The organism is Achromobacter sp. T5-5, assembly GCF_055397965.1.
On sequence record NZ_AP027919.1, the window covers coordinates 1,954,349 to 1,967,929 of the forward strand.

General features: G+C 60.8%; 12 protein-coding genes and 1 tRNA gene. 10 read left to right on the forward strand and 3 right to left on the reverse strand.

All coding sequences use genetic code 11. From position 1 onward, the window contains the following. Window positions 1-394 precede the first annotated feature (394 nt). Window positions 395-1,681 (reverse strand): phospholipase A, encoded by a 1,287-nt coding sequence (locus ACZ50Q_RS08645; protein WP_464081202.1) that lies wholly within the window; start codon window positions 1,679-1,681, stop codon window positions 395-397. A gap of 187 nt (window positions 1,682-1,868) precedes the next feature. Next, complete coding sequence (gene amaB / locus ACZ50Q_RS08650) at window positions 1,869-3,371, reverse strand: L-piperidine-6-carboxylate dehydrogenase (RefSeq protein ID WP_464081203.1); 1,503 nt, start codon at window positions 3,369-3,371, stop codon at window positions 1,869-1,871. A gap of 224 nt (window positions 3,372-3,595) precedes the next feature. On the opposite strand from amaB, the gene ACZ50Q_RS08655 reads away from it, so the two are divergent. The 7 genes from ACZ50Q_RS08655 to ACZ50Q_RS08685 all read left to right on the forward strand — a co-directional run bounded on the left by ACZ50Q_RS08655 (window position 3,596) and on the right by ACZ50Q_RS08685 (window position 8,707). Continuing rightward, on the forward strand, window positions 3,596-4,345 hold the full coding sequence (locus ACZ50Q_RS08655; protein ID WP_092582784.1) for an amino acid ABC transporter ATP-binding protein: 750 nt from the start codon (window positions 3,596-3,598) through the stop codon (window positions 4,343-4,345). An 86-nt stretch (window positions 4,346-4,431) separates the two neighbouring features. Next, the gene (locus ACZ50Q_RS08660; protein WP_076515240.1) at window positions 4,432-5,223 is read left to right on the forward strand and encodes an ABC transporter substrate-binding protein; all 792 of its coding nucleotides are present in this window, start codon (window positions 4,432-4,434) and stop codon (window positions 5,221-5,223) included. Window positions 5,224-5,241: 18 nt separating this feature from the next. After that, window positions 5,242-5,934, forward strand: a complete 693-nt coding sequence (locus ACZ50Q_RS08665) for an amino acid ABC transporter permease (protein WP_464081204.1) — start codon at window positions 5,242-5,244, stop codon at window positions 5,932-5,934. A 2-nt stretch (window positions 5,935-5,936) separates the two neighbouring features. After that, window positions 5,937-6,626 (forward strand): amino acid ABC transporter permease, encoded by a 690-nt coding sequence (locus ACZ50Q_RS08670; RefSeq protein ID WP_076515237.1) that lies wholly within the window; start codon window positions 5,937-5,939, stop codon window positions 6,624-6,626. A 9-nt stretch (window positions 6,627-6,635) separates the two neighbouring features. After that, complete coding sequence (locus ACZ50Q_RS08675) at window positions 6,636-7,928, forward strand: NAD(P)/FAD-dependent oxidoreductase (RefSeq protein WP_464081205.1); 1,293 nt, start codon at window positions 6,636-6,638, stop codon at window positions 7,926-7,928. Window positions 7,929-7,954: 26 nt separating this feature from the next. Beyond that, window positions 7,955-8,539, forward strand: coding sequence for a helix-turn-helix domain-containing protein (locus tag ACZ50Q_RS08680; protein WP_464081206.1), 585 nt, complete (start codon window positions 7,955-7,957; stop codon window positions 8,537-8,539). Window positions 8,540-8,630: 91 nt separating this feature from the next. After that, window positions 8,631-8,707: transfer RNA gene (locus ACZ50Q_RS08685), tRNA-Arg, on the forward strand. A gap of 1,212 nt (window positions 8,708-9,919) precedes the next feature. Here the strand turns inward: ACZ50Q_RS08685 and ACZ50Q_RS08690 are convergent. Next, a complete protein-coding gene (locus tag ACZ50Q_RS08690) occupies window positions 9,920-10,900 on the reverse strand; it encodes a hypothetical protein (protein WP_464081207.1) in 981 nt (326 codons plus the stop codon). A 798-nt stretch (window positions 10,901-11,698) separates the two neighbouring features. On the opposite strand from ACZ50Q_RS08690, the gene ACZ50Q_RS08695 reads away from it, so the two are divergent. From ACZ50Q_RS08695 to ACZ50Q_RS08705, 3 genes are read left to right on the forward strand one after another with little or no spacing between them, the layout of a single operon-like run. After that, window positions 11,699-12,166 (forward strand): M15 family metallopeptidase, encoded by a 468-nt coding sequence (locus ACZ50Q_RS08695; RefSeq protein ID WP_464081208.1) that lies wholly within the window; start codon window positions 11,699-11,701, stop codon window positions 12,164-12,166. Between the two features lie 17 nt (window positions 12,167-12,183). Beyond that, complete coding sequence (locus ACZ50Q_RS08700; RefSeq protein WP_464081209.1) at window positions 12,184-12,681, forward strand: hypothetical protein; 498 nt, start codon at window positions 12,184-12,186, stop codon at window positions 12,679-12,681. 36 nt (window positions 12,682-12,717) lie between these two features. Beyond that, complete coding sequence (locus ACZ50Q_RS08705; protein ID WP_464081210.1) at window positions 12,718-13,575, forward strand: hypothetical protein; 858 nt, start codon at window positions 12,718-12,720, stop codon at window positions 13,573-13,575. Window positions 13,576-13,581: the final 6 nt, after the last annotated feature.

Sequence of the window (13,581 nt, forward strand, 5' to 3'; positions counted from 1 at the left end):
GGGGCTACGATTGCGGTCCGGAGCCTTCGCTCCGGACTGCCCCGTCGTCATCGTCGTTGGCGCCCTTCGGCGCCTGCCTTCCGATTCCCTCGGGCGCATCTACACGCCCCGCGCACCCAGGCCGCCGCCGCACCGGGCTGCGTCGTGTGAGGTCGGACGGTTGCTGGGGGGGGCGGCTTGCTTGGCCTTCTTTTGTGGGGCTGTTGAGGGTTGGAAGATCTTGCGGGGCTGCCAGATGTCGGCCGCACGGGCGGCCTTATCTGGCGTTCGAGTGTCTTTAGTTCAAGGGGGCTGACATCGGCTCGCACACCGTTTCGCGGGTTTCACGCAAAGCAAATCGCCGGCGTTTGAGGCCGGCGATTTCCATTTGAAGTTTGAGTGCCGCGTTGGGCGCTTAGGGAATCAGCGACAGGCCGACGCGGAACTGGCTTTCGTTGCGCTGGTTGTAGCCCAGCAGCGTCTCGCCATAGCCGTTGAAGTACTGCAGGTGCAGGTAGCCGTTCCAGTTCAGGAACGTGCGGCGCAGGGGCCACGCGAAGTCCAGCTGCGTGGTGCGGCGCTTCTGGTCGCCCTGGCGGTACATGGCCGAAATGACCGCGCCGTCGTCCTGGGCCCAGCGCAGTTGCCAGTCGACGTGGCCGGCGTATTGGGAGTAGTCGCTGTTCTCGGTGGCGACGGCGAAGTAGGCCTTGACCTTGGGGGCGAAGGTGAGGGTGCTGCCGCTGTCGAAGCGGTAGTGGAAGCGCGGCTCGATGTAGCCGTCGTTGAGCGAACGGGAGTCCTCGCCGTCCTTGCCGTTGGACGCGTGCTCGACGCCGGTGTTCATGCCGAAGCGCCAGTTCTGGTTCTCGGATTTCCAGATGTCGTCCGACAGCCAGAAGACGCTCGGGTTGAAGGTGGTGTCGATGAAAGGCTTGGAGTCGCTTTCCAGGTCCCACAGCGAGGTCTGGGTGTAGCCCAAGTAGAAGTCGTCGTGCCACGAGTCGCCCGTGCCGCGGGGGCTGATGAGGCGGTATTTGGCGCTGATCTGGAAGCGGGCCGTGGTGAGGCCGCGGGTGCCCACGGCGAAGTAGACGGGCTTGTAGGCCGAGAAGGCGCTGCGGAATTTCTCGAAGGCGGCCTGTTCGACGGTCTGCTCGACGTTGGCTGCGGGCGCGGGGCCGGCGTCGGGCGAGGCCCCGGCCGCGGCGACGGCGGCGGGCGGGAGGGGCTGGCCGCTGCGGGCGTCGACGACGGGCGTTTGGGCGGGCGTGGTGGCCAGGGTGCCGCTGTCGCGGCCGGTGGCGTCCAATGCCATCAGCGAGGGCTGGCCTTCGATGGACACGGCTTGCAGGCCGCGCGCGGTGCTGGGCACTTCGGCGGTCCAGGACATGCGCGCGAAGTTGTTGACGGGCACGCTGTAGCTGTCGCGGCCGCTCTTGAGTTTGGCCAGGCTGCGGACGATCTGGCCGTCCGGGCTGCGCCATTGCAGGACCAGTTCGGGCGGGGCCTGCCAGTCGACGCGCGCGCTGCCTTCATTGAAGTACACCGCCTCGATGGTGATGGTTTCGCCGGGCGCCGCGGCGGGACGGTCCAGCCGGTACGACACGCCTGCCGCGGCGGAGCCGGCGGCGCTCAGCGCCAGGGCGGCGGCGATGAGGCGGGAAGTGGGAGTGCGGTGGAAGGGACGGCTGGAGGTCATTGGGGACGTGTATGGTTTTTGTGATGAAGAAATGTAGCACCGTCCCCGGCAACAGTTTGTAAGTCAGGCTAATCGTATGTATGGGCTGTAAGAATGATGCAGCCCCGCGCATTGTCGACAAGGCGCGGGGCTGAATGTGTACTGCTTGCGGCATTGCGCGCCGCCGCGCGTGCGGCGGCGGGCCGGTTTATTCGCCGAACTTGATGCCCTGGGCCAGCGGCAGGTTGCGCGAGTAGTTGACGGTGTTGGTGGCGCGGCGCATGTAGTTGCGCCAGGCGTCCGATCCGGATTCGCGGCCGCCGCCGGTTTCTTTTTCGCCGCCGAAGGCGCCGCCGATTTCGGCGCCGGACGTGCCGATGTTGACGTTGGCGATGCCGCAGTCCGAGCCCGCGGCCGACAGGAAGGTCTCGGCTTCGCGCAGGTCGTTGGTGAAGATGGCCGACGACAGGCCTTGCGGCACGCCGTTCTGCATGGCGATCGCGTCGCCGAATTCCTTGTAGCGCATGACGTACAGGATGGGCGCGAAGGTTTCGTGGCAGACCACGTCGGTCTGGCCGGGCATTTCGGCGATGGCCGGGCGCACGTACCAGGCGTCGGGGAATTGGTCGGCCAGCACCCGTTCGCCGCCCGTGACCTTGCCGCCCTGTTCGCGGGCGGCCGTGAGTGCGGCCTGCATGGCGTCGAAGGAGGCGCGGTCGATCAGGGGGCCGACGAGGTTGCCGCTGTCGAGCGGGTTGCCGATGGGGGCGCTGGCGTAGGCCTTGTGCAGGCGCTGGACCAGTTCGTCGGCGACGCTTTCGTGGACGATCAGGCGGCGGGTGGTGGTGCAGCGCTGGCCGGCGGTGCCGATGGCGCCGAAGACGATGCCGCGCGCGGCCATGTCCAGGTCGGCGGTGGGGCCGACGATGATGGCGTTGTTGCCGCCCAGTTCGAGCAGGACGCGGCCAAAGCGCTGCGCGACGCGCGGGCCGACCTGTCGGCCCATGCGGGTGGAGCCGGTGGCCGACACCAGCGCCACGGTGTGCGAGTCGACCAGGGCTTCACCGATGTCGCGGCCGCCGATCAGGACTTCGGACAGGCCGGCGGGGGCGTCGCCAAAACGTTGCACGGCCTGCGCGAACAGGGCCTGGCAGGCGAGCGCGGTGAGGGGCGTCTTTTCCGAGGGCTTCCAGACGACGGCATTGCCGCAAACGAGCGCCAGCGCGGCGTTCCAGGACCATACGGCGACCGGGAAGTTGAAGGCGCTGATGACGCCGACGACGCCCAGCGGATGCCAGGTTTCCATCATGCGGTGGCCGGGGCGCTCGGAGGCGATGGTCAGGCCGTAGAGCTGGCGCGACAGGCCTACGGCGAAATCGCAGATGTCGATCATTTCCTGCACTTCGCCTTCGCCTTCCGCGACGATCTTGCCGGCTTCCAGGCTGACCAGTCGGCCGAGTTCCTGCTTGTGCTGGCGCAGGGTTTCGCCGAACAGGCGTATCAGTTCGCCGCGGCGCGGGGCCGGCACGTCGCGCCAGGCAAGGCTGGCCTGGCGGGCGCGGGTGATGGCGGCGTGGGCCTGGGCCACCGTGTGTTCGTGCACCTGCGCCAGTTCGGCGCCGTCGATGGGGCTGCGGGCAATCAACGTGCCGCCGGTCAGCGCGCTGGGATTCAGTCCGAGATTGCGCAGGATGTCTTGGGGAGTGTCCATGCCGGTTCCTTGGAAAGCCTTGCGAAGTGAGCGCCTTCGCGTGGGGCTTAAGGGTTATGCCTAAGTGGCGATTCTGGAAAAAAATTTACTATACGAAACTATGACGTGAAATGCGAAATATTTTTGAGGCGTCCGGTGGCGGCGCCTTGTGAAACGCCAGTGTTGGCGGCAGGGGTCCCCGCGGGATGCGGACCCGCCGCGCACTGCACCTTCAAGGTGAATACGTGGCGGAACCCTTGCTCGTTGTCCAGGCAGTCAAGAAGACCTATCGGCGCGACGGGCACCCCCCGCATCTGGCGCTCGACGGCATCGATTGCCAGCTCGAGCGCGGCGAGGTGATGGTCGTGGTCGGTCCGTCCGGGTCGGGCAAGAGCACTTTGCTGCGCACGTTGAACGGCCTGGAAAGCATCGACAGCGGCACGATCCGGGTGAACGGCGTGTCCCTCACGGATCCGGCCACCGACGTCAACCGCTGGCGCACCGACGTGGGCATGGTGTTCCAGCACTTCAACCTGTTCCAGCACCGTACCGCGCTCGACAACGTGGCGCTACCCCAGCGCGTGGTGCGCGGGCGCAGCCGCGCCGACGCCGAGCGCTACGCCCGCGAACTGCTGGGCCGCGTGGGCATGGCCGAATTCGGCGACCGCTATCCCAGCCAGTTGTCCGGCGGCCAGCAGCAGCGCGTGGCGATCGCGCGCGCGTTGGCAATGGACCCCCAGCTCATGCTCTTTGACGAGGCCACCTCGGCGCTCGACCCCGAGACCGTGGGCGGCATTCTCGAATTGATGCGCGCCCTGGCGCGCGATGGCATGACGATGGCGGTCGTGACCCACGAAATGGGCTTTGCCCGCGACGTGGGCGACCGCGCGATCTTCATGGACGCGGGCCGCATCGTCGAAATGGGCACGCCCGACGACGTCTTCGGCCACCCCAAAGAGGCGCGCACCCGCGCCTTCCTGGAAAAGATTCTGTAGTCCCGCCGGTCCGGCTAATCCGGGCGCTGCCGGCGCGATGTGCCTTGCCCGGAATGATATGGGTCCAATCACCAAAGGGGTTAGCAATGCTGAAAATCAAACAATGGCTGGGCGTGGCCAGCGTCGCCCTGGCGGCCGCCACCGTGGCCCTGCCGGCACAGGCGGACGAACTTTCCGACATCATCAAGCGCGGCGAGCTCCGCGTCGCGGTCCAGACGTCCGGGCCGCTGATGAGCTTCATGGACAAGTCGGGCAAGCGCACCGGGCTGGCGGTCGAAGTGGCCAAGCGCATGGCCGACGACCTGGGCGTCAAGCTGGTGCTGCAGGACTATGAATGGAAGGGCCTGCTGCCGGCGCTGCTGTCGGGCAAGGCCGACATGGTGGCCGCCGACATGACGCCCACGCCGCAGCGCGCCGCGCAAGTGCTGTTCTCGCTGCCCATGTTCTACGCCGACACCGTCGCCGTCGTGCCCAAGGATTCTCCCTATAAGACCTACCAGGAGCTCAATAAGGACGGCGTGACCGTCGGCGCGCTGGGCGCTAGCACCTACGCCGAAGTCGGCAAGAAGATGCTGCCCAAGGCCACCCTGAAGGAATTCTCGGGCGGCAGCGCTCCGGTCGGCCAGGCGCTGTCCAGCGGCCGCCTGGACGCCGGCATCATGTCGCTGTCCACCGCCAATCAGTTCCTGGTCGACTTCGGCAACCTGCGGGTGCTGGAGGGCGTGATGGTACGCGAGCCGCTGGCGTTCGCCGTCGGCCCCAACGCGTTCCGCCTGAAGTTCTGGCTGGACAACTGGCAGACGCTGAAGACCGCCGACAACACGCTGCCGGAGCAGGTGAAATATTGGTACTCCACCGATTGGAAGAAAGACCACTGATCGGAGACGGGACCGCCCATGGACTGGCTGATCGATTTCTATAACTGGCGCATCGTCAGCCAGTACACGGGCCAATTCGCCGAAGGCCTGGCCAACACCCTGATCGCGGCGGGCGCAAGCCTGGTGCTGTCGGTGCTGGCCGGCGTGCCGCTGGCGCTTGCCCATATGTCGTCGCGCGCCGTGGTGTGGCGCCCGGTGGCGGGCTATGTGCAGTTCGTCCGCTCCACGCCGCTGCTGGTGCAGATCTACCTGGTCTATTACGCGGTGCCGTTTGTCGTGCCCGGCGCCAAGGGCTGGAGCGAGATGGCGCTGGGCATCATCGCCATGACGCTGCACCACGCGGCCTACATGAGCGAAATCATCCGCGTGGGCATCGAATCCGTGCCGCGCGGCCAGATCGAAGGCGCCAAGGCCTGCGGCATGAACTATCAGCAGCGCCTGCGCTACGTGGTGCTGCCGCAGGCCTTCGCCAACACGCTGCCGCCGCTGTTGGGCCAGACGGCCGTGCTGATCAAGGACACTTCGCTGCTGTCGCTGATCACGGTGTTCGAACTGGTCGCCGCGGGCGTGCAGATGAACAGCGAGCGCATCGTGCCCAACGAAGCCTTCCTGACCATCGCGGCGGGCTACCTGCTGATCTACTGCGTCATGCTGCTGCTGTCCAAGGGCGTGAGCCTCTGGCTGGCCGGCCCGGCCTGGAACGCGAGGTAAGCATGCTGGAATCCTATCTCTCCACCGCCGGCGTCGTGCTGCCTTTCCTGCTCAAGGGCTTCTGGGAAACGCTGAAGATCTCGTTCGTGGCCATCATCGCCGGGTCGCTGCTGGGGTTCGTCATCGGCGTGATCCGCAGCTACCGCATCCGCGGCGTGCACCAACTGCTGGGCCTGTACATCCACATCCTGCGCGGCACGCCGTTCCTGGTTCAGCTCTACATCTTCTATTTCGTGCTGCCCAGTTCCGGCATCGAACTGCTGCATTGGGATTCCGGCACGGCGGCGTTCGTCGCGCTGTCGGTCTACACGTCCTGCTATGTGGCCGAAATCGTCATGGGCGCCATCCAGGCCGTGCCGCGCGGCCAGACGGAAGGCGCGATGACGCTGGGCCTGCGTCCCTTGCAGATCCTGTGGCTGGTCATCCTGCCGCAAGCGATGCGGCTGATCGTGCAACCGATGAGCGGCGTCTACGTAATGCTGATCAAAAGCACGGCCATCCTGTCGGTGGTCGGCATCACGGAACTGACCCGACAGGGCGAAGTGTTCATCATCACCTTCCCGGCCAAATCGCTATTCATCTACGGCATGATCGCCGCCATCTACTTCATCTACTGCTACCCGCTCCTGCGCCTGGCCAACTGGCTGGAAAAGCGCCTGACCGGGGGCCTGCAAGGCGCGGGCCTGCACTGAGCGGACACCATGGTCTCCGAGTACATCGACACCTACTACAAGCGCACGCTCGCCGACAGCCAGACCTACTATCCGCCGCTGGCGGGCGCGGCCAGCGCGGACGTCTGCGTGATCGGCGCGGGTCTGGCCGGCCTGTCCACCGCGCTGGAGCTGGCCCGGCGGGGCCGCAACGTCATCCTGCTGGAAGCCCGGCGCATCGCCTGGGGCGCGTCGGGCCGCAACGGCGGCTCCGTGTCCCCGGCGTTTTCCGCGGGCGCCGACGCCATCCGGAAACACGTCGACGAAGACCACTACCGCCAGCTCTACCGGCTGTCCATGGAAGGCGTCGAGATCATCCGCGACAACATCCGCGACCTGCGCATCGCCGATGCGCACAAGGTGGACGGGCGCCTGCGCGTCGTGCGCTACGAGGCCACCGACGCCCTGCGCCAGTGGTGCGACAGCCAGCAGCGCGACTTCGGGCGCGACGTGCGGTTGCTATCCCGCAGCGAGGTCCGGGAGCGGCTCGTCTCGGACGTGTACTTCCAGGGCGTCGAAGACCCGGCATCGTTTCATTTCCATCCGCTCAACTACGCCCGCGCGCTGGCCCGCGAGTGCGTCCGGCTTGGCGTGCGCATCCATGAGGATTCGCCGGTCGTGCAGGCCACGCTTGAAGGTGCGGTCAAGCACCTGAAGACCGAACAGGGGCAGATCGACGCCGCCACCGTGGTGCTGGCCACGGGCGGCTACACCGGCGACGTCGTACCGGCCCTGCGCCGCGCGATGCTGCCTATCGCCACCTACATCATGCTGACCGAGCCCCTGGGCGACCGCGTGCGCGACGCCATCCGCAGCACCGCCGCCATCGGCGACGACCGGCGCGCCGGCAACTATTACCGCGTCCTCGATGGCGGCCGCATCGGCTGGGGCAGTAGAATCACCACCCGTGTCGATGACCCGCCCGATCTGGCCGAGTCCCTGCGCCGCGAACTGCTCAGCGTCTATCCCCAATTGCAGGGGGTGCGCGTGGAAGCGGCGTGGTCGGGACGCATGGCCTACGCGCGGCACCTGATGCCGCAGATCGGCCTGCTGGGCCCCGGCGTCTGGTATTGCACGGCGTTCGGCGGCCACGGCATGAACACCACCTCCATAGGCGGGCGCGTCGTGGCCGAGGCGATCACCGGCGACACGCAGCGCTACAGGCTTTTCGAACCGTTCGGGCTGGCCTGGAACGGAGGCAGCCTGGGCACGGCGGCGGTTCAATTGACTTATTGGTCTTACCAGGCGCGCGACTGGTGGCGGGAGCGTCGATCGCGGGCATGACAGTGCAGGCATGACAGGGCATACAGATGCAAGGCAACAAACAGAGCGCATTGGCACAACGGCTGCGAGCCTTGCGCCAGGCGCGCGCATGGACTCTCAAGCAGGCGGCCGAGGCCACCGGCGTGTCCGCATCGACCCTGTCGAAAATCGAGAACAGCCTGCTGTCTCCCACCTATGACAACCTGATCAAGATCGCCGCGGGCCTGGACCTGGACGTGGCCGAACTCTTCACCGCGTCCGACGCCCACATGGGCACCGGCCGCCGCAGCCTGAGCCGCCAGGGGGAAGGGCGCCAGTACGAAACCCCGTACTACGACCACCGCCTGCTGTGCACTGCGCTGTCGCACAAGCGCATGATGCCGTTCCACACCCGCGTCAAGGCCCGCTCCTTCGACGAATTCCACGACTGGAGCCGCCACGGCGGTGAGGAATTCGTTTACGTCCTGGAGGGCGAGGTCCTGCTCTACACCGAGTTCTACGAGCCCGCCAGGCTGAAGGCCGGGGAGAGCTTCTATATAGATAGCCGCATGGGGCACCGGGTGATCAGTTTGAGTCCGGAAGATGCGATTGTTTTGTGGGTGTCGACGCACACGGAGATTGGCGAGGAATAGGGTTTGCCCCGGGGCCCCCGGGCGCGAACCACTTTTTCCGTAACGAGGTAAAATGCGGCGCCCGGACAGCTTCCGGGCATCACCACACCGCGCGGCAGTAGCTCAGCTGGATAGAGCACGGGCCTTCTAAGCCTGAGGTCGGGGGTTCGAGCCCCTCCTGCCGCGCCAGAGGACTTCGTCAAATCAACGGCTCGGTATCAAACAATTTTCTAAGCCGCCGTTGTAAACGCACACTCAATTTTTCAATTGGGGCAGGCGTGGCTTTTGTTAATAATTTTGATTAATAATCAGCCTGTTGTGCCGCATCGTCTGTATTTTCTTTTGTCACCAACCTTCACTTCGTGGTCAAGAAATTCTACCCATTCATGATCTTCTCGTCCTGTTTCAATGGCGCCGCAGTCACGGCATTTGCTAATTAATCTGCAATTTTCTTCCTTTCCATTATTTTTGTATTCGTGAATTATTTGTTCCTCAGTGCCTCCGCAATGTTTGCACTCTCGGACGGAACTGCAATTTGAATAGTTAATTTTTTTCCACTCGGTGTAAGAGTGTTTGTTTGTTGTCACGTAAGTATGGCAATCGGGGCATGTCTTTCCCATTGAGCATTCTGGGCCGCCGGCACTTTTTTGCCAATCTCCTGCATGCTATCCAGTTGCACACTTGGCAGAAAGCGCAACGCTTTTTACTACATCCCAAAAACCCATTTTTCTCTCTAATCAGAAGTGAATTTCAGTTCCGTATTCATACACGGGATATAAGAAGTATTAAAGTCCAGCCACTATCTTCATGTTCTATCGTGCTTCGATACCACAGCCACTGACCTTTAACGACATATTGGCGGCAGAGCTATAGAGCCTTTCCTCGACCGGTTTTATGCCTCAACGCACTTAGCCGTTTCTTAATCCAAAGAAATTTTGCCAATAGCGTTCTAGCTGATTTATGTCCTCAACTGGTGATACATTGCAAATGAACGATAGTCGTATTGTCTCGCCAGCTTTAACAGCTTGCGCCATTCGTCTATGTATTGGCCTGAACTTTGTCGGTTTGCTCTTTCGATATGGCTGGCCGGTTAACAAATTAATAACATTGCGTTTGTATTGAGTGCGAGGTCGGTGCGCTCCCCCGGAGGCTTTGCCGACGTATCTATAGACAATATTTCCGTGGGAATCAAGAATTTCCCATAGATATATAAGCGCTCGAGCAGGGTCGATATTTCCAGGTGATTCCTTGAAATTCATTGGCTTCTGTGGGTATTAAATCGGATGGCTAGCCGGCAATAATTCATGCAAAGTATTGATCGGAATAGGTAGTGCACGCTACGGTCGCTAAATTGTGCCCAGTTATGCGTGAAGCCTCGTGCCCGGCGGATCATCACCACGATCACGCTCCCGTCCAGCCTCCGCCGATATGTCCTTTAGAAGATTGGACAGCGAAAACGACTGAGTCTAGTACGGCAAGGTTTGGAATGTCATTTCGATGGTTTTGCGCGATCATCAGCGCCTTGCGAATCACATCTTCGACTTCAAGGTAAGCGTTACGGCGACCGAGATCGGCTGGGTCGAAATGCATCCTGTTGCCGATGTACCCTTTCCAGCGGGAATCAAGTGGGATGACATTATGGGCGAGGCCAGTATTTACGAGGATGTTGCGAATCTGCTTGTGGCTGATTCCATATAGTTCTTCGGCGTCAAGGCCCCTGCTAAACCTCGCCGAAGTGGCAATTTCGTGATCGTTCGTGAGGCCGCGTGCTAAATCGAGGAAGACAGATAGTCCGCCCCCAGATCTTCCATTGACTAGCAGATCGTCAAGTCCTCTTGCCTTTACGAAAGCGCGTCGAGCTGCTAGGACCAGATCCCTTTTCTTCCCCGTCATGCGGTTCAAACCTGCTGCGGCAAGTTCAGCGGCAATCCAATCCGGATTCTCGCCATTGGCAATAACGGACGGCAGATGCATAAGTGGTGACTCGCCCTCGGCGAACCGACCAAGAGGGGTATCGGGGTCACTCTTTTCCTGGCTTGAGAATCCGCAATTGATGTACTGCCGCCACAGCTCAGAGAAAGTCTTTACGGGGTCGGCAAGTCGTCTGAGGCGTGCATGCGCGTTAGGTACAGCGGCAACGGGGGGCAAATTTACAAATAGCTCCGCAATTTCTTCTGCGGCAGTACTTGGAATGATCATAGCAATTCTTTTTTTCAGCCTACTTCCTGACCTTGAGGCGGGTACTGCATTTAGAATTTGGTCGCAGCGCTCCACCACGACGTCATGTCCGAGGCAAAGTGCATTTTGGCGAAGGTTATGTACTTCAGGCTTAGATAAGCTTCGAATACGTTCGATCGGCCAATTGTCAAACTGAGCAGTCAAGAGCCCTCCCTTTGTCGCAGAATATGTCAAAAGCTACTGATATTTTCCATATGATATCAAATGCTTCTTCGTGGAGCGAGAGGCATGTTTTTAGGGAGATCGTCACGCCTCACACACCAGCGCCGCGCTGGGTATGTGCCCGCCGCCAAGAACTAATCGCACGGCCCAGATTTACTTTGCGCGCCGACGCGCGAAGAGGCTCACAGTTCAATTGCGTTTGACAATGATTTGCACCACTGCTCGGACACCACGATTAAGGCCCGCTCGGAAAAGGCGCCGAACGACCCCTGGCGCGGGGCGATTGGAGAGCCATTCCCGTCGTCGTCAAGGTCTTGTCGGCTCCCCCTGTCACGGCAGCCAGCCACAGCTAGGAATGCGCAAGATTGGCGCATCGGGAATCATGAATCAGTCGGGACGCGACCCGCCGCGTGGTTGGAAGCGCGCAATTGCGGATACAGAGAAGCCGAAGGGGAGGCGGTATCCCCCAGCTATCATCGCCTGGCCCGCAATGCGTTGCGCCGTGGGGGTCGGCAACGGGGCGCAAGGATGAGCGCGGTGCAGCGGACCGAACTTGATCGGGAAGTTTCGGGTGGTCGGTCGAGATAATAAACGTCACCGTTTCCACTGCATTCGGCGATACCCAAATTTGAGTACGCGTTGCATCAAAAACAAAAGTATAAATTGCAGAATTCCGGCTGCCTACCTCGGATCGAAAAGAGGCGCATGCCGTGCCAAGTAAGGCAGATTAGTGTTTTCGTCGACGCATCAAACTTGGAATTCTAGCTGCAAGGGGGCGATATGGGCGCTTTCGAACTTAGTGCGGCATCTCGAAAAGAGCTTCTGAGGGTGCATGATGCTTGGGTCAGCGTTGTCAAGAAAGCCTCTCAACTTTCAGCGCAGGAATGCGCCGTGCTCGACGGCATTCGCACTGTGGATGAACATAAGAAAATGGTCCAAAAAGGCGCTGCCCAGACATTGGATTCGCGGCACGTTACGGGGCATGCGGTTGATCTTGTGCCATATATAAATGGCAAGCCCCGTTGGGAATGGCCTCCGATATATCTTATCGCGGATGCTATGCGGATGGGGGCGCAGGAATTGGAAATTCCGCTGCGTTGGGGTGGTGCATGGGATGCGGACTTCACCAACTCTACAGAATCTCCAGCAGATCTGGCTGCCAATTACGTTTCGCGGCGCGGGAAGCAAGGGCTGTCCGCCTTTATTGACGGCCCGCACTTCGAATTGCTACGAAGCCGGTATCCCTGACCACGAAGGGGCGCTTAATGTCGAATCAATGTCCATCCGACGTGCCGAAATGGCAGTCCGTTATTTGGCTGGGATTGGGTTTGGCCTTAATAGCGTTGCTAATTTCAATGCTAATACTGGTCGCGGTAACACAGATGCGTGTCCTGGCGGTGATCCAAGAGGGTGTTAAGGATCGTGCATTTGCAGCCAGTATGTTGAGCAGCTCAAATCTAATTTTGTTGAGGCTTATTGTGGTATTGGTTGGTGGTGGCATTTCATTTTCTGGGTTGGCGGTTTCGTTCTTCGCGCATGAGAAAGCAAGCGTGTTTTCGGCTGGTGAGTTGCCTGCAGCTCTGTTGCCAAAATTTCGGCTGGCAAGTCATTCACCGGGGATAATTGCAATAATTGTTGGTGCGGTTGTAATCGTTTGCTCTTTGTATGCCACCACTAGAACTAGATATGAAGGGCCTAGTTACGCTACTGATACGCCCGCAAAGCCGGACGGTGGTGGGAGCTTCAAACCACTGCCGGGCTAGCAGGGCTAGTATTCTCACCTTGCGATAGGTGAATGTATGAAATCGCCACTTATACTGCTTTCTCTTTTTTTCTATGCCCCGTCATCTTGGGCGGCTGCCCCAGCCATTCCCTGCGACATTGCCGATCCTCTAGCTGAAAAAGCGTACCAAAGGGTATCCGTAGCCTTTTCAAGTAGTAGAATTGCGGTAGCTATAGCGCTCAGTCAATCTTTTTGGGACATAGAAATATACGCGCAGGGGTGTCCTAAAGTCGCCTCAAGAGCGAAGGATATGATCGGTAGCGGCTTCGAAAAGGACATGCGCGACACTTTGTCGAGGGCCATTCTGGAAGACTATAATCGCCACAACGCTGCGGGGATCTCTCCCGGAATTGCGATCCCTGTTCTCACTCCTCCGGCCAGTCCTCCAGCTGGAGAAGCAAGCGAAAACTATTATATTGAAAGTCTTGCGCAAGCCCTGCACCGCAAAGAGTGCGGAGGTGGAGGTAGCGGAGGGTTCCGGATGACCGGTGGGACAGCAGACATAGCGGGTGTTCGCGTTAATTCTGGGGGCTTTTTCGGTGGGGTCGCTATCGTTGATGGGATGGTTAGGCCTGGGTTTGATTTTCAAAGAATCGTTTACACCGAATCATATTTAGAGGGAAAAATATCTCTAGGCAATCCAGGTCTAACTCCCGCGCAATTGGATACAGTGGTGAATTCCAATAAAATGATTTTGGAAATCATGCGTGAGTCGAAACTGTCAATGCAACGTCCGGATGTAGGGAATATCTATTCTCCCCGGCTCAATTATAAAGACACCGAGAGCTTAAAATCAGTCCGGGATGCTGCTGCGGCGATGAGGGGTGAGCAGCCAATAACCCAATTTCAATGGACGTCTCCCGATTTGCGTTAGCCATCG

Bases quoted from the DNA above. Each gene is read 5' to 3' on its own strand.
- amaB (WP_464081203.1), bottom strand. From the start codon at position 3,371: ATGGACACTCCCCAAGACATCCTGCGCAATCTCGGACTGAATCCCAGC.
- ACZ50Q_RS08665 (WP_464081204.1), top strand. From the start codon at position 5,242: ATGGACTGGCTGATCGATTTCTATAACTGGCGCATCGTCAGCCAGTAC.
- ACZ50Q_RS08660 (WP_076515240.1), top strand. From the start codon at position 4,432: ATGCTGAAAATCAAACAATGGCTGGGCGTGGCCAGCGTCGCCCTGGCG.
- ACZ50Q_RS08705 (WP_464081210.1), top strand. From the start codon at position 12,718: ATGAAATCGCCACTTATACTGCTTTCTCTTTTTTTCTATGCCCCGTCA.
- ACZ50Q_RS08700 (WP_464081209.1), top strand. From the start codon at position 12,184: ATGTCGAATCAATGTCCATCCGACGTGCCGAAATGGCAGTCCGTTATT.
- ACZ50Q_RS08680 (WP_464081206.1), top strand. From the start codon at position 7,955: ATGCAAGGCAACAAACAGAGCGCATTGGCACAACGGCTGCGAGCCTTG.
- ACZ50Q_RS08675 (WP_464081205.1), top strand. From the start codon at position 6,636: ATGGTCTCCGAGTACATCGACACCTACTACAAGCGCACGCTCGCCGAC.
- ACZ50Q_RS08670 (WP_076515237.1), top strand. From the start codon at position 5,937: ATGCTGGAATCCTATCTCTCCACCGCCGGCGTCGTGCTGCCTTTCCTG.
- ACZ50Q_RS08695 (WP_464081208.1), top strand. From the start codon at position 11,699: ATGGGCGCTTTCGAACTTAGTGCGGCATCTCGAAAAGAGCTTCTGAGG.
- ACZ50Q_RS08645 (WP_464081202.1), bottom strand. From the start codon at position 1,681: ATGACCTCCAGCCGTCCCTTCCACCGCACTCCCACTTCCCGCCTCATC.